Annotated in this window: 23 protein-coding genes and 1 riboswitch; of the genes, 16 read left to right on the top strand and 7 right to left on the bottom strand. The window is 46.6% G+C overall.

Annotated features, from left to right (window positions below):
• Position 1 precedes the first annotated feature (1 nt).
• The 8 genes from ACDQ55_RS19155 (at position 2) to ACDQ55_RS19190 (ending at position 5,690) form a co-directional block, all read left to right on the top strand.
• Entirely contained in the window at positions 2 to 1,471 is a 1,470-nt protein-coding gene (locus ACDQ55_RS19155) for a cobyric acid synthase (protein ID WP_420983123.1), read from the top strand.
• A gap of 14 nt (positions 1,472 to 1,485) precedes the next feature.
• On the top strand, positions 1,486 to 2,508 hold the full coding sequence (locus tag ACDQ55_RS19160; protein ID WP_420983124.1) for a pyridoxal phosphate-dependent aminotransferase: 1,023 nt from the start codon (positions 1,486 to 1,488) through the stop codon (positions 2,506 to 2,508).
• Positions 2,493 to 3,446, top strand: coding sequence for an adenosylcobinamide-phosphate synthase CbiB (gene cbiB, locus ACDQ55_RS19165; protein WP_420983125.1), 954 nt, complete (start codon positions 2,493 to 2,495; stop codon positions 3,444 to 3,446). Before ACDQ55_RS19160 ends, cbiB begins: the two co-directional genes overlap by 16 nt.
• A gap of 99 nt (positions 3,447 to 3,545) precedes the next feature.
• Positions 3,546 to 4,388: an SDR family NAD(P)-dependent oxidoreductase gene (locus ACDQ55_RS19170; protein ID WP_420983126.1), complete on the top strand. Its 843-nt coding sequence runs from the start codon at positions 3,546 to 3,548 to the stop codon at positions 4,386 to 4,388.
• A gap of 22 nt (positions 4,389 to 4,410) precedes the next feature.
• On the top strand, positions 4,411 to 4,728 hold the full coding sequence (locus ACDQ55_RS19175; RefSeq protein ID WP_420983127.1) for a hypothetical protein: 318 nt from the start codon (positions 4,411 to 4,413) through the stop codon (positions 4,726 to 4,728).
• 105 nt (positions 4,729 to 4,833) lie between these two features.
• Positions 4,834 to 5,139: a hypothetical protein gene (locus tag ACDQ55_RS19180; protein WP_420983128.1), complete on the top strand. Its 306-nt coding sequence runs from the start codon at positions 4,834 to 4,836 to the stop codon at positions 5,137 to 5,139.
• A gap of 3 nt (positions 5,140 to 5,142) precedes the next feature.
• Positions 5,143 to 5,427 carry a DUF6881 domain-containing protein gene (locus ACDQ55_RS19185; RefSeq protein WP_420983129.1) on the top strand — a complete coding sequence of 95 codons (285 nt, stop codon included), beginning with the start codon at positions 5,143 to 5,145 and terminating at the stop codon, positions 5,425 to 5,427.
• A gap of 47 nt (positions 5,428 to 5,474) precedes the next feature.
• Positions 5,475 to 5,690 carry a hypothetical protein gene (locus ACDQ55_RS19190; protein ID WP_420983130.1) on the top strand — a complete coding sequence of 72 codons (216 nt, stop codon included), beginning with the start codon at positions 5,475 to 5,477 and terminating at the stop codon, positions 5,688 to 5,690.
• Between the two features lie 18 nt (positions 5,691 to 5,708).
• On the opposite strand, the gene ACDQ55_RS19195 is transcribed toward ACDQ55_RS19190, so the two are convergent.
• A complete protein-coding gene (locus ACDQ55_RS19195; RefSeq protein ID WP_420983131.1) occupies positions 5,709 to 6,401 on the bottom strand; it encodes a uracil-DNA glycosylase family protein in 693 nt (230 codons plus the stop codon).
• An 8-nt stretch (positions 6,402 to 6,409) separates the two neighbouring features.
• Positions 6,410 to 6,820: a response regulator gene (locus tag ACDQ55_RS19200; protein ID WP_420983132.1), complete on the bottom strand. Its 411-nt coding sequence runs from the start codon at positions 6,818 to 6,820 to the stop codon at positions 6,410 to 6,412.
• Positions 6,821 to 7,015: 195 nt separating this feature from the next.
• Here ACDQ55_RS19200 and ACDQ55_RS19205 point away from each other — a divergent pair, with 195 nt between their 5' ends.
• From ACDQ55_RS19205 to ACDQ55_RS19215, 3 genes are all read left to right on the top strand, one after another.
• Positions 7,016 to 8,230, top strand: coding sequence for a YdcF family protein (locus ACDQ55_RS19205; protein WP_420983133.1), 1,215 nt, complete (start codon positions 7,016 to 7,018; stop codon positions 8,228 to 8,230).
• Between the two features lie 53 nt (positions 8,231 to 8,283).
• Positions 8,284 to 9,228: an NAD-dependent epimerase/dehydratase family protein gene (locus tag ACDQ55_RS19210; protein WP_420983134.1), complete on the top strand. Its 945-nt coding sequence runs from the start codon at positions 8,284 to 8,286 to the stop codon at positions 9,226 to 9,228.
• 75 nt (positions 9,229 to 9,303) lie between these two features.
• Positions 9,304 to 9,417: riboswitch (SAM riboswitch) on the top strand.
• Positions 9,418 to 9,568: 151 nt separating this feature from the next.
• Positions 9,569 to 10,741 (top strand): trans-sulfuration enzyme family protein, encoded by a 1,173-nt coding sequence (locus ACDQ55_RS19215; RefSeq protein ID WP_420983135.1) that lies wholly within the window; start codon positions 9,569 to 9,571, stop codon positions 10,739 to 10,741.
• Here ACDQ55_RS19215 and ACDQ55_RS19220 read toward each other — a convergent pair.
• Positions 10,698 to 11,909, bottom strand: coding sequence for a dicarboxylate/amino acid:cation symporter (locus ACDQ55_RS19220; protein ID WP_420983136.1), 1,212 nt, complete (start codon positions 11,907 to 11,909; stop codon positions 10,698 to 10,700). The two genes, ACDQ55_RS19215 and ACDQ55_RS19220, sit on opposite strands and share 44 nt — an antisense overlap.
• 97 nt (positions 11,910 to 12,006) lie before the next feature.
• Between ACDQ55_RS19220 and ACDQ55_RS19225 the strand changes: the two genes are divergently transcribed.
• Positions 12,007 to 12,333 (top strand): NirD/YgiW/YdeI family stress tolerance protein, encoded by a 327-nt coding sequence (locus ACDQ55_RS19225; RefSeq protein ID WP_420983137.1) that lies wholly within the window; start codon positions 12,007 to 12,009, stop codon positions 12,331 to 12,333.
• Between the two features lie 9 nt (positions 12,334 to 12,342).
• Here ACDQ55_RS19225 and ACDQ55_RS19230 read toward each other — a convergent pair whose 3' ends face one another.
• On the bottom strand, positions 12,343 to 13,311 hold the full coding sequence (locus tag ACDQ55_RS19230; protein WP_420983138.1) for a sulfite exporter TauE/SafE family protein: 969 nt from the start codon (positions 13,309 to 13,311) through the stop codon (positions 12,343 to 12,345).
• A gap of 174 nt (positions 13,312 to 13,485) precedes the next feature.
• Here ACDQ55_RS19230 and ACDQ55_RS19235 point away from each other — a divergent pair, with 174 nt between their 5' ends.
• The 4 genes from ACDQ55_RS19235 (at position 13,486) to ACDQ55_RS19250 (ending at position 16,903) form a co-directional block, all read left to right on the top strand.
• On the top strand, positions 13,486 to 14,775 hold the full coding sequence (locus ACDQ55_RS19235) for a hemolysin family protein (protein ID WP_420983139.1): 1,290 nt from the start codon (positions 13,486 to 13,488) through the stop codon (positions 14,773 to 14,775).
• Positions 14,776 to 14,786: 11 nt separating this feature from the next.
• Entirely contained in the window at positions 14,787 to 15,650 is an 864-nt protein-coding gene (locus tag ACDQ55_RS19240) for a pirin family protein (RefSeq protein ID WP_420983141.1), read from the top strand.
• A gap of 391 nt (positions 15,651 to 16,041) precedes the next feature.
• Positions 16,042 to 16,224, top strand: a complete 183-nt coding sequence (locus tag ACDQ55_RS19245) for a hypothetical protein (protein ID WP_420983143.1) — start codon at positions 16,042 to 16,044, stop codon at positions 16,222 to 16,224.
• 55 nt (positions 16,225 to 16,279) lie between these two features.
• The gene (locus ACDQ55_RS19250; protein ID WP_420983144.1) at positions 16,280 to 16,903 is read left to right on the top strand and encodes a hypothetical protein; all 624 of its coding nucleotides are present in this window, start codon (positions 16,280 to 16,282) and stop codon (positions 16,901 to 16,903) included.
• A 108-nt stretch (positions 16,904 to 17,011) separates the two neighbouring features.
• Here ACDQ55_RS19250 and ACDQ55_RS19255 read toward each other — a convergent pair whose 3' ends face one another.
• From ACDQ55_RS19255 to ACDQ55_RS19265, 3 genes are read right to left on the bottom strand one after another with little or no spacing between them, the layout of a single operon-like run.
• A complete protein-coding gene (locus tag ACDQ55_RS19255; protein ID WP_420983146.1) occupies positions 17,012 to 19,933 on the bottom strand; it encodes a DUF4132 domain-containing protein in 2,922 nt (973 codons plus the stop codon).
• Between the two features lie 19 nt (positions 19,934 to 19,952).
• Positions 19,953 to 21,092, bottom strand: coding sequence for a VWA domain-containing protein (locus tag ACDQ55_RS19260; RefSeq protein ID WP_420983147.1), 1,140 nt, complete (start codon positions 21,090 to 21,092; stop codon positions 19,953 to 19,955).
• Entirely contained in the window at positions 21,082 to 23,391 is a 2,310-nt protein-coding gene (locus tag ACDQ55_RS19265; protein ID WP_420983149.1) for a DUF5682 family protein, read from the bottom strand. Before ACDQ55_RS19265 ends, ACDQ55_RS19260 begins: the two co-directional genes overlap by 11 nt.
• Positions 23,392 to 23,490: the final 99 nt, after the last annotated feature.

A 23,490-nucleotide genomic window follows, 5' to 3' on the forward strand; every position in this document is an offset into this window, starting at 1 on the left:
TATGAAACAACTCCGGCCGGTAATGTTCGTTGGCACAGCATCCGATGTGGGCAAAAGTGTGATCACAGCTGGGTTTTGCCGTATTTTTAAACAAGACGGCTATACGCCGTCACCTTTCAAGGCGCAGAATATGTCGCTTAATAGTTACGCTACTCCCGATGGCTACGAAATAGGCCGTGCACAGGCCGTACAGGCCGAAGCGGCCGGAATTCCCTGTCATACTGATATGAATCCGGTGTTGTTAAAACCAGTGACCGATCAGGAGGCGCAATTGGTATTGCACGGAAAACCTGCCGGGAATCATACTGCCAGAGAGTATTTTATGGAAGATGATAAACGGGCCCTATTCGAAGAAGTAAAAGGCGCTTTCAATCGATTGCTGCAACAATATAATCCTGTGGTAATGGAAGGTGCAGGCAGCATTTCAGAATTGAACCTCCGCCATCGCGATATTACCAATATGCGCATGGCCTTACATGCCGGCGCAGCAGTATACTTAATCACCGATATAGACCGGGGAGGTATCTTCGGTAGCGTATATGGAACGCTTGCCCTATTGCCTCCGGAAGAAAAAGCATTGGTCAAAGGCATTATTATCAATAAGTTCCGGGGTGATATCCGTCTTTTTGAAGACGGGCGCCAATTGCTGGAAAACATTACAGGTGTGCCGGTAACAGGTGTGTTGCCTTACTTTCATGACATCGCCATTGAAGAAGAAGATGCCGTGGTATTAGCACAGAAACACAAGGCCTGGTCGCCTACCCGGATCAATATTGCTGTAGTATTGTTGCCGCATCTTTCTAATTTTACCGACTTTCATTTACTGGAGAAAGACCAGCGGGTAAATCTCTTTTATACTGATCAACCTGCTGCAATCGCTTCCGCAGATATCATTATTCTGCCTGGCAGTAAAAACACCATTGCAGACCTGATGGCTATCCGGCATAGCGGAATAGCAGGCGCTATAACGGAAGCGCATACACGTAATAAAATCGTGATTGGTATTTGTGGCGGTTACCAGATGATGGGATTATCTGTGGCAGATCCTCATGGTATGGAAGGGGGAGTGGCCCGCATAGCGGGATTAGGTCTTTTACCGGTGACTACCGTACTGGGAAAAGAAAAGGTTACGCAGCAGCGGAGCTTCCGGTACCGCCACCAGGACAAGCCTTGTGAGGGATACGAGATACACATGGGTATTAGTGTAAGTGATACACCTTCACCGCTTAATACGCTGAGCAACGGGGATATGGAAGGTTATCTGCTCAACAGTCGTTGTTGGGGTACCTACCTGCATGGCATCCTCGATAATGATGTTGTGATTAACGACCTGCTGCAGCAATGCGGTAAGGCAACGGTGCCAGAAGCATTTAACTACCGCGATTTTAAGGAATTACAATATAATAAACTAGCGAAACATATCCGTGAACATCTGGACATTTCAGCTGTTTATAAGGCACTGGAATTATAATACAAAATTGCATTATGATACAAGGACACGGAGATGATGGCTATCTTTTTACCCAACCTGTTAAGGCGGATTTCAGCTCCAACGTTTGGTACGGTGGTTTGCAGCAAGGACTGGCAGAACATCTGAAAAACAAAGTAAGCGGCGTAGACCATTACCCTGATGCGGGCGGGCAACGATTACAGTCATTATTGGAAAGGGAAGCAGGGTTGTCTGCTGGCACCGTTTTGGTCACCAATGGTGGCACGGAAGGCATTTACCTGGTAGCACAGGCTTTTAACGCAGCTACGGCTACTATTGTAGCACCTACTTTTGCGGAGTATGCAGACGCTTGTAAGCTGTACCGTCATCAGATACAATACCTCAACTGGGATAAGCTGAGCGCAGATATGGTGTTCAGTACAGATATGGTATTCTTGTGTAATCCGAATAACCCTACAGGTCAAACTATAGAAGAACATGCACTGCAACACCTGATCAGTCATAATAAACATACCGTGTTCATTATCGATGAGGCCTATATACAATTCACGCACGATGCCGCTTCTATGCTGCCGCATCTGCACCGCTTACCTAATGTGTTGGTATTACGTTCGCTAACAAAAACCTGTTGTATCCCCGGACTTCGCCTGGGTTATATGGCAGGCAGGAAACAGTTGCTGGACCGTGTGCGGGCCTTTAAAATGCCCTGGGCGGTCAATAGTCTGGCATTGGAAGCTGGTTATTACATCTTGGAACATCCTGAACAGTTTATCATACCCAGGGAAGAGCTATTACAGGATACTTTTCATCTCTGGGAAGGTATCCGTAAAATGCCGGAATATAAAGTATGGCCAACGCATACACATTTTTTTCTCTTTGAAACGCTTACGGGTACAGCGGCTGCACTTAAAATGTGGCTGATGGAGAACTATGGTATCCTGATCCGTGATGCATCTAATTTCCATGGTCTGGAACAAGGGCATTGCCGCGTTGCCTGTCGCAGCGCCGCCGATAACAAATTATTGACTACTGCATTGCGCCAATGGACCCAATATTAAAATTCGTACTGCCATTACTGTTAGGGTATATACTGGATCTGCTGCTGGGCGATCCTCCTGGGTGGCCACATCCTGTAAAGGTCTATGGTCGTTTTATTCAATATGGTACGGCGTGGCTTAATAAAGGGCTGACACGTATATGGAAAGGTGCGTTGCTCGTTATTGTTTTATGTGCTGCTACCGGCAGTGTATTTTATGGGATACAGAAAAGCCTGGTGCCCTGGCCATTAGCATATTATACTTTCAGCGCCGTATTCGTGTTCTTTGGATTGGCCAATACCAGTCTGCTGAGGGAAGGCCGTGGGGTATTTACTGCCTTACAACGGGAGGGACTTGATGCCGGTCGCCGGCGTTTAGCCATGATCGTTGGAAGGGACACTGGCCACCTCACGCCTAATCAGGTGCGTACCGCTGTGCTGGAATCGATGTCGGAAAACCTCAGCGATGGGGTGGTAGCGCCACTTTGCTTTTATGCTGTATTTGGCTTGCCGGGCATGATGGTGTACAAAATGATCAATACCCTGGATTCCATGGTTGGTTACAGGAATGAAAAATTCTTGTATTTTGGTCGCTTTGCCGCTCGCCTGGATGATGTGGCTAACTATATTCCTGCCCGCCTCACTGCATTTTTGATGGTCACTGTTTTTGGCAGTACCCGAGCTTGGCAGTTCATGCTGAAATATGGCGCCGCTCATGCCAGCCCTAATGCCGGTTATCCGGAAGCGGCATTGGCAGGTATCCTTGATTGCCGTTTTGGCGGCCCTAATACCTATGGCGGACAATTGGTGGAGAAACCCTATATCGGTAATAATGAGCGCAATATTGCACATGAAGAATTCCGTATCGTTACCTTGTTAAATCATGCAGTTACATTTACGATGGTGATTGGTATACTGGCTGTTAAAGCTTATTTGATCTGGTACATTCATCAACATTAGTTGCCAATATGTAGTATAGAGGATAATATTGTTGTGTATGTATATTGGCAGATGGAAACCTGGCCCGTTTTGCTTCAGTTTTCTCAAAATATACCAGACATGGACCATAAAAAAGAAAAGATCAGTATATTGAGTTGTGGTTGGCTGGGTAAGCCATTAGCGTTACATCTCCAACAGGCAGGTTATCAGGTAAGGGGCGCAAGAACAACCAACGAAGGTGTACAGGAACTGCAGCAGCTCGGATTAGAAGCTTATACGGTAATGCTCACCCAGGAAGTACTTATAGGCCCGGATGCTTTCTGGGATGCGGATATACTCATCGTTAATATACCTCCCCGCAGCGAAAGGGGAGCTGTTGCACATGTAGAGGAAATGAAACTGTTGAATAGCTTTTTGAGCACCACAGCTATCCGCCATATAATATTTGTAAGCTCCACCTCCGTATATGCTGATATCAACGACCTGGTAACGGAAGAAAATGAAGAAATGCCCGAAACCCCAAACGGACAAGCGCTAAGAAGGATAGAAAGCATGTTCCTGGAGTCGCAGACGTTCCATACCACCATATTGCGTTTTGGGGGGTTAATAGGCTACGACAGGTTGCCGGACAAACGCCGCCTGCTGGGTGGGCAACACCGCAACAACCAGCCGATGAATGCCATCCACCGGGATGATTGTATTGGTGTTATCACCAACATCATAGAAAAAAGTATCTGGGGGGAAGTATTAAATGCTTGTGCATCGCGTCATCCTTTGCGCAGTAAATATTACGAAGCTGCTGCCAAAGTTTTGGGCGTAAAACTACCCCGCAGAAAGTGGGAAGAAGAACGGCCCTATAAAATTGTAGGGTGCAGTAAATTGAGAAAAATGTTAGGGTATACCTTTAAATACGATGACCCGTTATTAGTGTTTGCAAGGCCAATTGTTTCCTTGGGTAATTGAATATCTGTTAAATTTTTTGTTTATGCCAGTACCCATTAACATTCGCAAGCTTTTCCAGGTGATCATTATCACCGGCTTTCCATGGGCGCTGCTGTTTTTTATGACCGAGGGATTTGTAGATACCCAACCTATGCTGGATAATCCTTATACCAGTGAAACTTTGCTGGTTTGCGGCTTGGGATACCTGGGTATTGCAGGCGTATTTTACAATAGCCGTCCCCATTTTTTTATCTTGTTTTTTATACTGGGTGTTGAATGCTGTTTGGCAGGCCTGGGCGCCTGGTATTACTGGCAACAGTGGGGCGCTATACCAGAAGAATTAAGGGTATGGAGCCTTTGAAAATTTTTTTGTTTATATATATTTAAATTAGTATATTGTAGTATCTCGTTTCGCCAACGTGAGATGTATTTCGACCAAAAAATAACTAACCTAAACCCTTAAGCCGTGAGTCTGCTGCTTCTTGGCCTGTTTGTCCTGGCAATTGGCCTAATGTTTTCCCTGTACCGGAACCACAACCGGAAAAAAGCTGTCCTCTGGGGACCAGTAAGATCTGCAAATATCCTGAAAATACACAGCTATAGGTCTTTTGGCATTTTAGCAACCGTTCGCTTTAAGGATGAGCAGGTGCCTCATATTGGCGACCGTTTGCACGAAGGAGGAAACATTTATGAGATCACAGGTGTAGTGGATACAGACCCTGCGTTGGAACACCCTAACAATACCTGGGATTGCCGCCTGGTTAAAATCTAATTCATGCAATACCTCAAAATATCCTGGTGCCATCCGTTTGAAGATGAGCCAGTGTACCTCTACAGCGAAATTAATGCGAAGCGCTTTGAAAACCGCAAAATTGAGATCTATTCTGATGGCAGCTTTGGCATCGCCAGCAGCTATTTCCATTTTGGAGGCACTGCCTTATCCGATTTGGAAATGCCAGACCTCGAAGATATCAGTGAAGAGGCTGAATTGATCCCTGAGCTCATCTCACAGGCAGAATTTGAACGTATCTGGAACGAGTATTTTTATTTTCTTTCCTGATTAGAGCTGGTCCGGTGTTTGTTGCTTGATGGTTAAAACCGATCATTATGGAGGCTTTCATGATTAAAACATCCTGCGGCCGTTTTTATGTAAGACCGCATTCAGCAGAACGTTTTTCAGTAGACATAGACGGAGAAGAAGTGATTATGGAGAAAGATGACGACGGATTTGTGCGCGCACCAGGCGCCACCGATAATGGTCATCGTTTAAATATGTGCCTGCTTAATACTATTGCCGACGAAATCACTATTCAAACAGCGTAAAAAATCCACACATTGGGGTTATTGGTATTGTTCAAATGAGGAAAGATATTTATCTATATAAATGTCTTTTGTCTTGGATTTGTATTGCATTACGAAGCGGGGATGTTCAAGAGGAACAATTTTTTTGAAGAATTTTTCTTTTTCGTTTAATGCCTGCATAAATGCTGCATTTTTCCCGGTACCCATGCAATAGCAAACCTCCCGGCTGATATTCCATTTCAATTGCTCTTGTAAGCTGCTCACAATAAAAGGATAAGCCGCCTTGGTTAAGGCCGCGCTATCGTAGTAATTATAATTCACTTCTTTACCGTCTGCTTTTACAGCAGTAAAGCCTAGCGGGCATATGGAGCTGATGTAAAATTGCCGGTAAAATGCTTCTACCCCGCCATAAGCATCTATCACGTCATATACAAAAACGGAAGACGGCTCATGCGTTTTCAATCCTGGTATAGCAATACCGCATTTTTCCCACATCCGTTTGGTGTCTGTGAAGGGCACGCCGGTAGCGCCGGAACCTAGCCTGCCGGGGTTAATTCCCAGGATGAGTTGCCGGGGATGTGCGTCGTTATAAAACTTTTGGTAAAACTGCGTCATGATATCCATAATACCCGGTCCTTCCCGGAAAGGATTCATTACCCGTATGCCTGCCGGTAGTTTACCGGTGAAATGTAATTGCTGGTTAAATGCAATGATATGTGCTGCGAATGTCATCCCGTAGTTTAAGCAATTGGATAGTGGCGGTTTATTTTTTCCAGGATATCTTCTTCGCGGTAAGGTTTCATAATATAATCGTTAAGCCCTGAACGAAGATAAAGCTCAATATCATCTTCCATAACGTTGCCTGTAATGGCAATAATGGTAATGGCTGCCTTTTTGGTGTCCGGGAGTGCCCGGATCATATTTGTTAACATCAATCCGTCAATACCCGGCAGATCTATGTCAGTAAGGATGAAATCAAATGTTTCCTGCTGGTACACTTCCAGGGCTTTTTCCGCAGAAGAAACAATCAGATAGGACGCCTGCATCCGGTCTAGCATCAGGGCCAGTAATTTTTGGTTGAGGATACTATCCTCAACTACCAGTAATCTTATACCTGCTGGTATAGTAGCGCCAGTAGATGTGTTACTCACAGGAACGATAATTTTTTGGGTGGCAGGTGGCGTATTTACCACAAGCATTGAGTACCAAAGGTAATTCTTTATGAGAATATACCGGATACCCGTATCCTTTAACCTTCTGGTGGAAGCTGGGAGCAACATTTAATGTTTTTATAAAAACAAAACAAGAAGGTTTTTGTAATATTGTCTGCTAATATTTCCTGCTGCATGAATTACCTGAAAACCTGTTTGCTCACTGGCATCCTGTTCTTCGCTGTTATTACAGTTACCCCCGGCCAGGCAGGTTGGCCCGCTTCTCATTATCAATTCATGAAAAGCAGCAGCCGGCTGCAGGACAGGAACTTTTATTTTTTTACGTTGATGGAAGACCTGCCTGAGATAAAGGAAATAGTAGCTAACGACAGTATGTTGAAGCGCTTGCAAAATGCTTATCAGCAAGCTGGCAGTATTAAATCTTTACAGTTTTCAGCAGGTACGATCAGCCAGGCAAGTAAGGCATTGCTTCGTATTAAACAGCATTATCCGGCGCCTGTAGGCAGGTTGTTACAGGAGATGCGTAACAGTGGCTTGTTTCAGTTGTATACTGCAAAGCAAGATGATAGTTTGCTGGTGCATGCCTGGATAGACGCTGCAAATGGCGTTAACTATATCATTAACGCCTATACGACCGGAACCGGTATGCGCTATCCTACTATAGATGCAGCTATCTATGATGTAAACAGTGTTGCTTACAATGAAATGGTGCAACATCTGTTTGGGAAATTGCCCCGTAACGGGCTTTTCTTTCAACCGTCGTTGTCGCTGGCTTTGGGGCTGTTGGAGCTGAACCACCGCGATGAGGCGGCCCGTTATGAGCCGTTGCCGGCTCCCAATGCAGCCCCGTATAAGAAAGTAAAAGGCACCGATTGGGAGAGATACCCTTATTCCACTCTACTGATCCTGGGTTCCAGCCCTGTTAGTACTGAGTCGTTGAGCGAAGTAGGTAAGGGCAGGTGCGATACTGGTGCTGCACTGTATCGTAAAGGTCTGGTCCCTTTTATTATTGTTTCCGGCGGCCATGTGCGGCCGGTAGGTACGCAGTTTTCGGAGGCGGTGGAAATGAAGAAATATCTGGTGAATGTATTGAAAATACCTGCGGCTGCTGTTATGGTAGATCCTTATGCCCGTCATACTACCACCAATGTACGCAATGCTGTGCGCATTGCCTGGAGGAGCGGTATACCGGTTACCAAAAGAATGCTGTGCGTATCGGACCCTATGCACTTGATGTATGTGCTAAGCCCTTTGTTTAAACAGCGGTGTATAGCCGAACTGGGGTATGTGCCTGCGGCAGACATTAAACAAACGCAACCCTCTTTTATTTCATTCTTGCCCGACGCCTGCTCTTTGCAGGCCGATGCGCGTGATCCGCTTGATCCTTGATATACAATATCCGTGGCATTTATCCGTCTATTTAAAAACATACCTACAAATATATGGCAGATGTAACTATCCAGCCCCTATACACTATCCTTGGCGCCGGTGGTGTAATTGCGGAAGAATTAACGAATCAACTGGTGGAGCACCAGCAACGGGTAAGGCTGGTAAGCCGTTCACCTAAATCTGTGGCAGGTATTACAGACCTGGTAGCAGCAGATATTACCGATTACGAACAAACCAGGAACGCCGTAAAAGGCAGCGCCGTGGTATTTCTGACCGCTGGTCTCCAGTATAATATAAAAATCTGGTCGGTTGCATGGCCCAGGATTATGACCAATGTGATCAATGCATGCAAGGAGGCTAATGCCCGGCTTGTTTTTTTTGATAACGTATATGCCTATGGGTTAGTAGACGGGCCTATGAAGGAAGATACGCCTTACCGCCCTTCCAGTAAAAAAGGAGCCATACGCGCTGCTATTGCTACCCAACTGATGGATGAAGTAAAGGCAGGCAATATTACTGCTACGATTGCGCGTGCCGCAGATTTTTACGGACCAGGCGCCGATAAAACCGGCTTCCTCAACCTGCTGATCATCGATAAATTTAAAAAGAACGGTTCCGCTATGTGGTTAGGAAGAGATGATAAAACCCATAGCTATACTTTTACACGCGATGCTGGCAAGGCCCTGTATCTGCTCTCACAGGATGAATCTTCCTGGAACCAGGTGTGGCATTTGCCTACAGCCAATCCCGCACCCGATGGTAAGGGATATATGCAACTGATTGCTGGCCAGATGGGTGTAAAGCCCAGGTATATGAAGCTCAATGCCTTTATGCTGGGACTTGTAGGATTGTTCGACACTACGATCAAAGAGCTGAAAGAAATGCTCTACCAAAGCAACTATCCTTATATTTTCGATGCTACAAAGTTCGAACAGCATTTTAAGGTAAAACCCACTTCCTATGAAGAAGGTATCCGCCTTACACTGGACAAAAAATAGTAGTCTACTAAATTTATAGGAAAATAAATTTGGGAATTATTATTTCTGCTTTATCTTTGCAGTAGTTCTTTAAATAGCTTATCAAGAAAGGAGGAGGGACATGGCCCGACGATACCTTAGCAACCATCCCTGCGCAAGTAGGGAAAGGTGCTGCATCCATCCGGTTTAATAAACCAGGAAAGATAAGTCAGATTTCAGGTTTTAATACATTTATTGTAAATATATGCTAAAACTCATCTGGCTCCCAGGTGAGTTTTTTTATGCTCCCCCCTCTGCTGTGATAGGCTACTAGCGAACGCTGTTTAATCAAATTTTCATCAAACTAAATCAAACAAAAAAGATGAGCACTATCACAGAACTGATTCATGCTATTCCCGTAGATCCGCACACAGGCGCTATTGCTGTTCCTATTTACCAGACCTCCACTTTTGTGCAGGAAGCACCTGGTGTTAACAAAGGTTATGATTATACGCGGTCTAATAACCCCACCCGCGAAATCGCAGAAAAGATTATTGCGAAGTTGGAAGGCGGCGCTGCGGCTTCGGCTTTTTCCAGTGGTCTGGCAGCTATCGATGCGGTGATCAAATTACTGAAATCGGGTGACGAAATTGTGGCGGTAGATGATATCTACGGCGGCGCTTTCCGTTTATTTCATAAAGTATATGAGAAGTTCGGTATTAAAGTGAGCTATGTAGATACGTCTGATACAGCTGCTGTATTTAATGCAATTACACCCGCTACCCGCCTGATATGGCTGGAAACGCCCACCAATCCAACCCTGAAAATATCGGATATTGAAGCGATTGGCCGCATTGCGAAAGCACACAACTGCTTGTTCTGTGTAGACAATACCTTTGCTTCCCCCATCTTACAAAAACCGCTGGAATTGGGAGCAGACCTGGTGGTGCACAGCGCCACCAAATACCTGGGGGGCCATAGCGACTTGATTGCCGGCGTGGTGATTGCTAAAACCATTGAGCTAGGAGAAGAAATTAAGTTCTATCAGAATGCCTGTGGGGCTATTTTGTCGCCGTTCGATAGTTTTCTGCTGATACGGGGTATAGAAACGCTGCCCCTGCGTATTAAACAACATGAGTTCAATGCACAGGCCCTGGCAGAATACCTGGAAAAGCATCCGGCGGTAGCAAAGGTATTTTACCCGGGATTGCCTTCGCATCCGGGTCATGAGTTGGCGAAAAAGCAAAGTAAAGGTTTTGGCGGCATTATTTCGTTTACGCTAAAAGATGATCGTGTGGAAGCGGCTACTGCATTTGTTACTGGCACGCATTATTTTAAACTGGCCGAAAGCCTGGGTGGTATTAAAAGCTTATTATGTCATCCTGCCGGAATGACCCATAAGTCTATTCCTGCCGAAAAGAGGAAGGCTGCCGGTGTGAGCGATAGTTTGATCCGGTTGTCGGTAGGATTGGAGGAAACAGCTGATCTGCTAGCAGACCTGGAACAGGCTTTTACGAAACTGCCGGCGCCTGCCGCCGCAGGAAGCGTGTTGTAAGCATAGCGGCCACGTTATCTCCCGTTGCGTTGAGAATGGTAGCCAGCGGGTCTACCAGCGTACCAATGATCATCAGCGGCGGGAGGGCCTCTACCGGGAACCCATATATGCTCATCACCAGCAATTCACCGATATAGCCGCCATTAGGGATGCCACCTTCTACGATGCTCACAATAACGGTAGCGCCTAGGGCCATTAAAATAACACTGGGGCTGTCGAACCCTTTGCCAAACATGGCAAATACCACGGCCATTTTGATAATGGAGGAAATGCTGGAGCCGTCTTTATGCAGGGTAGCGCCCAAAGGCACTACTACATGGCCTATATCTGCGGGCACACCCATGTGGGCTACCGCTTCCAGGTTGGCGGGTATAGTGGCAATACTGCTGCCGGTACCCACTGCTGTAAGTGTAGGGATAATATTGTTTTTCCAGAAAATTTTTATACCGGGGATACCGCCGGCAATACAGGCATATAAGGAGAATCCAAATATGAAATAGAACAGGCCAAAGCCATAATAGATACCCAGCGAATGGGCATAGGTACCGAATAACTGTGGGCCTACAGTGCCTACCTGGTAGGCGAAATAAGCGCCCAGTCCAACAGGGCCTGCTTTCATGATCACAATGAGCACTTCTTTCATCACTTCGTTGCCAGCGTGCAAGAACTGGCGGAAGGCAAGGCCCCGCGTACCGGCGCGGAGAGCGGCAAATCCGGTGAGGCCTGAAAAAATGATCAGCGGCAACATATTTTTGCGGGACAATAACTCATAAAATTCACTCACCGTTAACAACCGGCTGAGTTGTTCTCCCCAGCTGTCTGCTTTTGCCACAGTAGTTACATGCTGTAAAATAACCTGTTGGTGTATGGGAAAGAGCCATACTGCCACAATGGTAAGAAATGCAGCGATCAGCAGTGTGCTGAGAAAAACGAGGAACATCACGCTAAGTATTTTCCCTAGTTTGTGACTGCCTTCAATATGTGCAATCGCACTGGAGATACAGAAGAACACCAATGGAACTACCGCGGTAAATAGTAAGTTCAGAAAGATGTCGCCGATCGGTTTAATGATGGCTATCTGCTCGCCGAATATAAGCCCGCCAATGCTGCCAGCAATAATACCAGCCAGCAACCAGAACATACCGTTGTACGTTTTAAGAAATCCCATGCCTCAGTTTTAGCTACGTAAATTTATCAAATGTACTGATCGGTGAACAATCAGACATAATTATTGTTTAACCACTAAGCAACCCAAAATGTACCATATGAGCCGCCTGTTTTTTTGTTTGCTGCTCCCCCTGCTTGCTTTTCAGCAGCGTAACTGGACCATAGGCGACGTGATGCGCAATGCCAGGCAGCTGCATAACGACAGCACCCAGGTGCAGATTATCGGTTATCTCACTAAAAAGCTACCCGGAAATAGTTACATTTTTGAAGATAAAACTGCGGAGATCCAGGTAAATATTGACCCCAGATTTATGCCATCCAGGCCCGTGAGCGACCGGGAGCCTGTTACCCTGAAAGTATTAGTAGAGTATGAGATCAACAGACCCATTACATTGAAGGCTAATCAGCCTGTAGGCCTTGAATAACGGAGATGACTATATGATTTTAACCAAGAAGCCATGGATACTCTTGAGGCTTACTAAGATGACAATCACCGCTACAGCTACCATAATAGTTTTGGCAGAGATCTTATTGGATACGCGCGCCGCAATAGGAGAGGCGATGGCGCTGCCGATCACCAGGCCCAGTACTGCATCCCAGTGTACATGATATAATATGGTAACAAAAGTGAGGGAGCTCAGTATGGCAATAAAAAAGCGGGTAGCCTTCACCGTACCCAGTGAAAAGCGGGGATGCCGGCCACCGGCAATCAGGGAAGATAATACGATAGAGCCCCATCCACCGCCACCAATAGCGTCTATAAAACCGCCGCCGAAACCAAGCAGGCCAATTCTTTTGATTTTTTTTGTGGCCTGTTTTGTACGCTGCGCGCGGATGGCACGCAACAGGATCACTGTTCCCAGGATCAGCGTATATAATGATACTACCGGTTTGGTATACTTAGCGTAAAGTTCCAGCGACGACAACAGGTAAGCGCCTGTTACGGCCCCTATAATACCCGGAAAGATCAATATTTTAAATAGTTTTTTATTGACGTTGCCCATGCGTAAATGCATCCAGCCTGCAATCCCACAGCTCAGGATCTCCGAAATATGTACCGCCGTACTGGCCGATGCAGGCGGAACGCCCATCGATAACGAAAATGTAGTGGACGTAATGCCATAAGACATGCCTATCGCACCATCAATCATGGCAAATATAAACCCGGCTATCAGGAAATAGTAAAATGTAGTAGGCACATCTTCCACATAGGTGCGGAAATCCGGGAACTGCCACCAGCTGACACCTAAAAAGACCGCCAGGAATAATAAGCCTCCCAGGTAGTATAACCAACGCTGCTTTTTAAATGCACTGCTTTCGGCGTTCCGATTCTCCGCCGGCAGTACCGCCGTTATTTCTTTTGCAGACGTGGCTGCTGCCGCTGAGGTAAGTTCTTTCTCCATTTTATTTGAATGTACCTGCCTTAAGGTACCACAAAATACATAAACTCTATGAAATAAGTAGACTAATTTTGCCGCTCCCAGATTTTTATCAGCAGAAGGACCCTAACGAAAATAGGTCAACGTATAAAAATTGATTTACCTATATTTGGACCTGCGAACCAATTTACCAACTACATGCTTTGGCAACTCTTCTGGACGGTTATTTTAGTGCTATTAAACGGATTTTTTGTTGCGGCAGAATTTGCCATCGTTAAAGTACGTTCTTCTCAGATCAATAGTAAAGGTAGCGGAGCTGGAAAACGGGCCACCGCAGCAGCTAAAAATATTTTAAGCAATCTGGATGGTTACCTCGCCGCTACCCAATTGGGTATTACCTTGGCCTCCCTCGGCCTGGGTTGGGTAGGCGAATCCGTTATGACCACCATTGTGTTGGAGATCATGGAACAACTGGGTATTGCTATCTCTGTAGCTGCCGCCCACTGGATCGCAGTGGCTATCGCTTTTACCATTATCACTATCCTGCATATTGTTTTCGGGGAATTGGCGCCTAAGTCTGTGGCTATACGCAAACCCTTGCCCACTACGCTGATTGTGGCCATTCCCTTGCGCGTCCTGTTTGTTATTTTCAGGCCTTTTATATGGATGCTCAATGGCCTGGCCAACAGTATTCTGCGCATTATCGGCATTAAACCCGCCGGGGAAGCTGAAATACATTCGGAGGAAGAACTGAAACTGATCATCTCCGAAAGCCAAGAAGGCGGCGCCATTGAAGAAACAGAACGGGAACTGATACAAAACGTATTTGAATTCGACGACAGCCGGGTAAGGGAAATACTTACCCACCGTAAAGATATTTCCGCCCTCGATATCAATCTCCCTTTGGAAGAACTGATAGACCAGGTGATCAAAGATGGTTATTCCAGGTATCCCGTGTACAGCGGTTCCCTCGATGACCTGAAAGGCGTAATCTATGCAAAAGATATGGTGAAGGGCATGCATGAACAAACGCTGAAAAATATTGAAGATATCCTGAAACCGGTATTCTACGTGCCGGATAGTATGAAGATCAAAGACTTGCTGCGTACTTTCCAGCGTCAGCGCCTGCAGCTGGCCGTGGTTACCAACGAATTCGGTGATACAGAAGGTATTGTTACCATGGAAGATATCCTCGAAGAACTGGTAGGCGATATCCAGGATGAACATGACCAGGAAACGCCTATTGTAGAGCAAAAAGATGGTTACTTTATCGTAAATGCACACGAATATGTGGCTGATATTAATGAACTATTGCCTCATCCGCTCCCCGAAAGTGAACATTACGAAACACTTTCCGGTTTAATTAACTATACGCATGGCAACATTCCCCGGGAGGGCGAAGTAATCAATATTGATAATTACGAAGTGCTGATCCTTAAAATGTTCCGTAGCTCTGTGGAAAAAGCCCGGTTAAAACTGATCCGTTAAAACTTATTTTTATGGAGAAGAGGATTTTACACGTGCTTGAAGGACGTGAAAAGCATATTACCGATACGGAAGTGGTTAGGCAATCATTGCCTACTATCGAGTTCCGCTTTGCCAATCCCTTTGTAGTGGTGCACCATATGCCTGCTAAATATTTTGCGCCTGGTTCTCCGGAAGACAGGTTGCGCCCGCACCCACACCGCGGTTTTTCCCCCGTTACCTTTATGCTGCAAGGACAAGGCTTTCACCGCGATAATGCCGGTAACGCCATGACTGTAACTGCAGGCGATGTACAGTGGATGTTTGCTGGTAAAGGTATTTTACATAGTGAAGGGCCTTCAGAAGAATTTTTGAAAGAAGGGGGCCACTACGAATTGCTGCAATTGTGGTTTAATGTGCCCGCCGCTCACAAAGGTGAAGATCCATGGTACCAATATGTAGAGGGGAAAGATATGCTTGCTGTGGCAGTGAAAGCTGGAGTGCACCTTACGTTAATAGGCGGTACCTACGAAGGTAAAACCGGCCCGCTGAAAAATTTCACCCCCATTACTGCTATCTGGGGGAGTGTAGATGCCGGCAGCGAGATCACCTTAACGGCTACCTCCGGATATTGGACCTTGTTGTATGTGATAGAGGGAACTGTAAAAGTAAATGGAGTAGCAGTAACTGGTTATCACTTAGTAGTATTTGATAAGGAAGATGAACAGAGCGATGTAAAAGTAGAAGCTCTGGAAAATGCCCGGCTGCTATACCTTTGTGCTGAACCTATTAATGAACCGGTGGTGGCTAAAGATAATTTCGTAATGAATACGCCGGAAGAAATAGAACAGGCAGTCTCCGATTATCAAAACGGGTTGTTTGGTACCCTAGAGCGATAAATCGTAATTTAAAAATAGGCTGTCGGATGATTTCATCCGCCAGCCTATTTTTTAGGGGGCTGCTTACAAAGTATCTGCGTATCGGGTATTTTTTTCCTGGCTTTTTTCGGAGGATACTTGTAAGTAGTAACGTACACGCACATATCGTGCATGGCCGCTAAGCGGCGGAGTTATGAAATAGATAAGATATTGATGATATTTTAGTTACAGGAAACCAGGTATACCGGGCACTGCAAGCGCCTGCAAATATGGCTGTGGATTAAGGCCGACAATCAGGGGAAGCAGGGAAACAAGCTTGATAGGCTGTTTCCCCGGATAAACCGGATAAGTGCCAGCAGCTGACTGGGCATTGCTTTTGTGGCAGACATTATATTCATCAAAATATTATTTTATGAAAGGTACCAGAAACGAAAATACCCGTCAGAGTAAACAACAGGCTTATTCTAATCTCCCCAGGCCTGAAATAAGGGATACCCTGGACAGCCGGAAAAATGAAGAGCAGGAATCCAAGGGAGATGATACGACCCATAATAGTAAAGACCACCACCGGTCGCAGAAACACAAAAAACATTAAGGTAGCCAGGGCTGCGTCTCTATATATTCTTTCATTACTATAAATAGCAATAGATATGACCACACCAGGCATACTTGTGTTGATATTAGTGGCTGTTTTGTTCTCCTGTAACAGCCCTATGCAGAGCAAGCAGGAGCGTGCGGAACACGATTCTGCTAACGCGCCACCGCAAACGTCAACCGAAACTCCGGATAAAAGTGTGAAGGTGGATACTACCTATGGTACTTACCACATTGCCGTCTTTACAAAGGATAAAAGCAACATGCGCGACCTGATATTGGCAATAGGCAGCACAAAAGATACTACAAAGGCAGACAGCATTATTGAAAGGGATGTAAAAGGACAGTTGAGCAATGTAATGATCGCAGACCTGGATGGTAATGGTAAGCCGGAAGTATATTGTTTCCTGTTGTCTGAAGGAACCGGGCAGTATGGAAGGATCTATGGATTTGATCTTACTGGCAAAGTGACCCGTATTGATACTTATGCGCTCGATACATTGCAGATGGCTGGCTACGGTGGCCAGGATACTTTTTACATCAAAGGAAGAGAGCTGGTGCGTAGTTTCCCTATGTACAAGGAAGGCTCGCCTGATGCACTGACTACTGATACCAGGGATATCATTAATTACCGGTTGAAAAAAACAAACGACACTATGCGGTTGATTCCTGTGAAGTAGGCTCTAAGGGATTAGTAACTGTTGGGATTGAATGTAGAGAGATGCTGCCAGTGTTGGCCCTGTCAGCGCTATTGCCTGGAATAATGGCAATAGCGCTGGATATAGAGATTATGGTAAACTCGCTTTGACGCGGGATACTGCAATATCTGTAATAGCCTCGGAATAAAATACTGGCGGCACATTCTTCAATGGCAGCAAGCCATCCTGCGTATCTTCAGCACTACGGAGCCAGCGTTGGGGAGCTTTTGTTTTATCGATGAAATACAGCTTTCCCAGTTTGAGCAGCATGCTATTGTCTTGAAAGGAACTGCTCATTTCTACGATCACTTCCAACTGGTGTTCATCATCCGTTTTATGCCAGGTATATACGTACTTACTATCGCAGCCGTCACTGAGCTTCCAACCTTTTTGCTCCATATGGCGGTTTAGTACTTCACTTTCTAAAGAAATATCTTCGAAATCGTGTACACAGGTACTGTATGCTTGTTGCGGTGGCAATGCTGCTACCGGTCTTTCCAATTGAGGGAAGACCGGTGTTATAGACAATTCATTTAGTTTATGTTTCCATCGCCGAAGGGTATCTGTATCGAGGTATACCGGGTGAAGGATACGTATATGTGAATTGGTTGGTAACGTAATGGAGGTATCAGCCAGCGTAAACAGCTTGCCGTCTTCCTGGCAGCGGAAAGTAGTGATCAACTGATCTTCTTTGTCGAAGAGGCCCCATACTAACCTAGTGGCATATACGAACATGACTGGGTTTTGCAGGAACAGTTGCTGCCATTGGGTGGCATTCCATTTTCTTTGTATTACCAGGAAATGTTCCAACCGCGGAGATTGGAGCTTAACCGTTTCTGTTATCTCTTTTCCGAGGGCTTTCACTACATCTTTTACTGTAGTGGAAGCCCCTGTTGGTATTGCTTTCAGGCGACGGCCTTTTTCATTGAGCCAGGCCGGTTTGAAGTGTTCGTCGAGGTAGATCCGGTATATTTCATTCCTGACCTCCACTTGTTTATATAGCCCATTGAATCCAAAATTTGGGATAATGCGGTCGCCCAGCTCATGTATGCTCACACCCTGTTCTGTAGCGGCCTGTTGCCAGGCCGCCAGCGCAGCAGCGCCGATATTGGCTTTGCGTACCCGGTATTTGCGCGACAGGAGTTCTACTGTCCGCAGGGCTTTGTCGCTGCCATGAAGGGCCAATGCGCCCACGGCTTGTTCGGCCATTTTCATACGTTTGGCGGCTATCCAGTCATAAATACAGGTCACTAGCCTGTCGGCCAGCAATTCATCGCCAATGAGCGCCGATAACGTTAACAGGTATTTTAATTTGGTATCGCCTTCCTGATCATTATATAACCGGAACAGGTGCGCCGCGAATTCCCCGCTGCGGTTTCTGTCTACCAAACGTAATATAGGCTTTGCCTCCATATCGGTGCGGATATCTTTTGCGCGCGACATGCGATATAATAGGAAACGTAACATATCTGTTGGCATGATATCACCATTGAACAGATATAAAGGAGGCAGACTGCTTTCTTCCAGCCATTTTTCCACTGGTTTGGACAGCTTATTTCTTTTTCTGGCATAGGCCACCAGTTGATGAACAATATCCAGTTCACTCTCGCCGGTAATGGTATAGCCCCCCAAGGTTTCCAGCATCAGATCGCGGGTATCATCGTTTATTTCCTTGTGTAGTGCCTGTTGCAGCAGATCGCGCGCAGCCGGATGATTAAGCCTGCACAATATCTGTACAGCGGTAAGGCGTTGATCTGCCTTTTTATGTTGCAGTAGCTCTGCGGCCTTTTCCAGTGCTAACGGGTGTTCGGCAAGTATAACGGCCACCAGTGTACGAACTGATTTCAGTTTGTGAAGGGTAAATGGCCATAGCTGATCTATATAGAGCGCCTTGTCCAGTTGTGTTAATACCGGTAATATCACTTTGGCGTCATAATCGTTGTTCAGCGCTTTCAGCAGTACAGGAACTGCTTTTTCCTGTAGCAGGTCTATTAGCAGTTGGAAAGTGCCCGGATGCAGATAGCGTTTAGCTTCCAGGTAATCTGTGAGCCATAGTAAGCCGGCGCTGCGTTGTTGTTGTAGTATTTCACGAATGGCCATAACACCTGCGGGAAGTAATTCTGCCGGCCATTGGCCGGTAATTACGGATGGTACGTGTTCTCGTTCGTTCCTACCAACGGCAGGCATATCCAGGTAATCATAAGCGGCTTGCAGTAGCAGCGGCTGGTATTTTTCCGGGAAATGAGCAGCCAGCTGATCATAGCCATACAATACAGTTGCATGATCGGTGCGCTTAGAGGCATTGTTGATCGCGCTTTCCAGCAACGGTGTATATTTGATCCCGTTGTTCTGTAACAATACCCTGGCAAGCAGCTGTTGGTCTGCCAGGTTGCCGGCAGTTAGGAGCATACTTTCCAGGTATTCCATTTCGAAGTCTGGATGCCCTTTAATCAGCAGTCGATAAAAGAGGGAGTTCCAGCCTTTTTGCTTCCAGGTACGCAGGTAAGCTTCTACGACATTTTTTTCCGCTCCTTTGATCAGGTCTTGCAGGAATTTCCGCAAGGGAGTAAATTTTAGCGGCGCCAGATCAAAATTGTTGCCATCGCCAGAATAAGAGATCAGCAAAGAACCGATTTCTTCCGGCGTGCTCCCTCTTTGTTGAAGGAAGCTGGTAAAATAGCTAAACCGTGATACAATAGAAGAGGAAGTGCCTGGCATATCCAGCATGGGCACTATGGTGGCAAGGAAGGCATGTTTACATGCCGGCCAGGCTGTTTCGGTAGCAATGAGTTGTAATACCAGCCGGTCGTTTTCGTCCCATTGCTCCGGTAGCTGTAGCAGGGAGGTAAATATTTCCAATCGTTCTGCCGCTTCCACAGAGGCAGGAACTGGTGCATTCGTGGTTTGCCCTGTGAGGAAAGCTATCCCGGACTGTATTGGTTCGATGTTTTCATAGTGTAGTAAGTTCCGTTTTTCAAGCTGAGATAGTATAGTTTCCTTCGTATATGGCATAAGGTATAAATAGATTCATTTATTTTTTCAGCACAATATCTTCTTTTGCGGCCCATTGTGCAATATCCTGTTTGCTCAATGCCATGGCCATCATATCCGGAAATTTATCCGGAGAGCAGGCAAATACCGGTATGCCCAGGTTGGCCAGGAATTGCGCATTTTCATGATCATAGGCGGGAGCGCCATCGTCATTGAGCGCCAGCAGTACGATTACCTGTACGCTTGCTGTGGTTAGTTCTGTAAAACGTTTGCGCATGCTGTCTGGATTACCACCCTCATAGAGGTCCGTCACCAACACAAGTACGGTATCCGTTGGCCGGGTAATGATCTGGCTGCAATATTTCAGGGCAGCCTGTATATCAGTGCCTCCGCCCAATTGCACGCCAAAAAGTAATTCTACCGGGTCTTGCAGGTTTTCCGTGAGGTCTGCCACCGCTGTATCAAATGCTATCATCTGTGTTTTTACAGCTGGTATAGTGGCCATTACGGCGCCAAAGATACCGGAATAAACCACCGATGTGCCCATAGAGCCACTTTGGTCCAAGCAAAGGACTACTTCTTTCAGCGCCGACCTTTTACGGCCGTATCCAATAAGGGTTTCAGGGATAACCGTTTTATAGTCGGGCTGATAATGCTGCAGATTTTTTTGAATGGTCAGGTGCCAGTTTACTTCGTGGTGGCGTGGACGTCTGTTGCGTGCGCTTCTGTTCAGGCTGCCGGTAATAGCTTGCCTGGTAGGCTGCGCTAGTTTCTTCATTAGCTCGTCTACCACTTTTTGCACTACCTGCCTGGCCGTATCTTTGGTTTTCTCCGGAATTACTTCACGTAACGTCATCAAGGTGGCTACCAGGTGTACGTCTGCTTCCACGTTTTCCAGCATCTCTTTTTCAAAGAGCATCTGGGTGAGGTGCAGGCGTTTAAGTGCATCCTGTTGCATTACCTGTACTACGGAAGAAGGGAAGTAGCTCCGGATATCCCCCAGCCACCGGCTTACATTGGGGGAAGAGGGCCCTAAGCCGCCCTGCCGGGTGTTGTCGTACAACGCTTCCAATGTTTTGTCTATTTGCAGGTCTGTTTTGTTCAAGGTCCAGGAGGTACCATCATTTTGTGCACCTCCCAACATAAGCCGCCATCGGCGAACCTGTTCTTCATGCTCCATCTGCTAACAATTTTGCGTCTGACCATCCAAGTATTTGCATAACTACCGGAATCCCTTTTATGCCGCGTTCATCATCAAGATCTCCAGTAGTAGCGGATTTTATACCTACTGTACTACTACCGGATTTCACTTTTTCCCCTAGTTTTTTCCGTTCCGGGGCGGTAAAGTTAGAAAAGGTGCGGCGTAATAACGGCAATACCTGTATGAAAATATCATTTTCCAGTTGAGAAACCCAACCATAAACCATTTTCCATAGGGTTTCGTCCAGCAACAATAAGGTACCGCTGCCTCTCAGGAACCCTTCCAACCAGGCAGCCGCCAGTGCCGGCGGGTGGGCCGGCGACATGGCCACGCTAAAGGTATTCGCCAGCATTGTAGGCTCAATAATCCTGGCGTCGAACAATAAGCGGGTAGCGTAGCCGGCAATCATGGGCGCCGACTGCGAATTTATTGAAATAGCGCTTAAAGTGCCTTGCCAGGCAGTGTCCAGTTCAGGTTGCTGTAAGAGGCTCATGGCGTTGTTCATGGCATAGAAGAGGTCCAGTAGCGGAAGGGCTGCTTCTTCCGCAATATTGGTGCAGGCAGCAGGTAAGCTGATACAAATCCTGCTGATCATGCTTGTTGCAATGCCTTCTACCATGGCGGCATCGGTGTTACGTACATTGCCGTATCGGCTTACATTAACCAGGGAAGGGATCACTTCCATTAATTGCAATACGTCTCCGGAAGCTGCTGCCAGGTTATTGATCCGGTGGATCAGCGCTGCTATAACAACGGGTAAGTTGGCTGGTATGGCCGATTCCAGCATTTTACATACTTGTTGGAGCGTACTGGCGTTCTGTGTGTGTTCCCTTACAAAATGAGTAGCGGCTTCTGCTACCGTATTACCCCAGCTGCCTTTTTCAATGATGTCGATGGAAAAGCCGGGGTCCCATTGTAAGCGCCATTGTTCTTTGAAGGTACCTTTCCCGGATATTTCCGAACGCTTTCCCCAGTAGATTTCCAACAGCTGCAGCCGGTGCAGGAAGATGCTCCTTTCCAGGTCTGTATCCTTGCGTAGATCTAATGTATAATCCTTAAAGTCGGCAGTTTGCGGCAGCCGTAATTTCTTCTGCAGGCGTGCAATATCTGCTTGCAGAGGCGGGGCAGGAACTGTGGTAGGTACCTGTCCGATACGGTTGCGTACAATGAGCTCATCCCGTATCAGTTGCATGAGTATGCTTTCCCCGTTGCACAGTACGCTGAGCGTTGCCTCATTGAGTTCTTCCAAACCGGGTCGGGCATAGTGACGGAGGGAGGCAAGCGCGTTTGCGAGCCTTACAGCTTCCATTACGTGCGCTACAGAAGTATCCTGTTGTTGTTCCCTAAAAAGCTTTGCTACCAGGGCCATCCAGCGGGTGCCATCATCCGCGGGGTATTCCCATATATGCTCATACCATCCCGGAGACGGGATGCCGGCGCCATATCCGCTTTCATAACTCAAGCGGCTATAGGTCCAAGGTATCCAGGTACATTCCACTTTTGCTTTAGGCAATCCTTTCAGCAGGTCATTGTCTTCCTTTGCCTTAGGCATTTGTTGTAAGGCAGGAGCATGCCAGGCTCCGCAGATCACAGCAATGCGCTGGAACATTTCTTTTTCTGCCTGGCGGATGCATTTACGCATCCAGGCTTCCCGCAATCGTTCCAGCCGCTCTTCTTTGCGGGGTAACTCTTCCCGGAGCGCCCGCATAGCATCATTAACCGCGTGGAACACCTGTTCCTGTTGCTGCCGGTATTCAAACATATGTTCCCACCACGTTTCGCCATCCTCATAGCCGGCGGCTTCCGCCAGATGGGAAATAGGGTCGCGTTGGATAGCATAGGTTACTAAGGGAGCCTCAGCGAATCCGCCTTGGCCATGCTGCCGGGCTGTGGCATTGAGGGTAGTGCTATTGCTTTCAGCAGCTGATTCGTTGTTTGCTATAGCGGCCGCTTCATTTTCCAGGCCGAATACATGTGCTAATGGTAAGTCCATGAAGCGCACATGGATGTGGTTCAATTGGGCATATAGCATGGCTTGCCATTCGGGTGAGAAAGTGGCAAAGGGGTAGAAGCAGGCCCGTTGCGGGCGGTCTGGCTGATAAGCCAAAATTGCTACCGGCGGCTGTAATGCTTCATGGCCGGCCCATTGTATTAATGCGTCTGCATCAGGAGGGCCTTCAATCAGCACAATATCTGGTTGCAGTTCTTCCAGAAATGTTTTTACATTTCTGGAAGAACCCGGTCCGTGATGCCGTATGCCTAATATATGTACAGACATTATTAAATGTTATAATAGATAAAGATGGTGCAAGCCGCAAAGGAATTAATGATTGTCAGGCATAGGTATAAACAGGATTCCGAACAAATGGTTGCCTGT

This window comes from Chitinophaga sp. 30R24 (assembly GCF_049056765.1).
In the GTDB taxonomy this organism is placed as follows: domain Bacteria; phylum Bacteroidota; class Bacteroidia; order Chitinophagales; family Chitinophagaceae; genus Chitinophaga.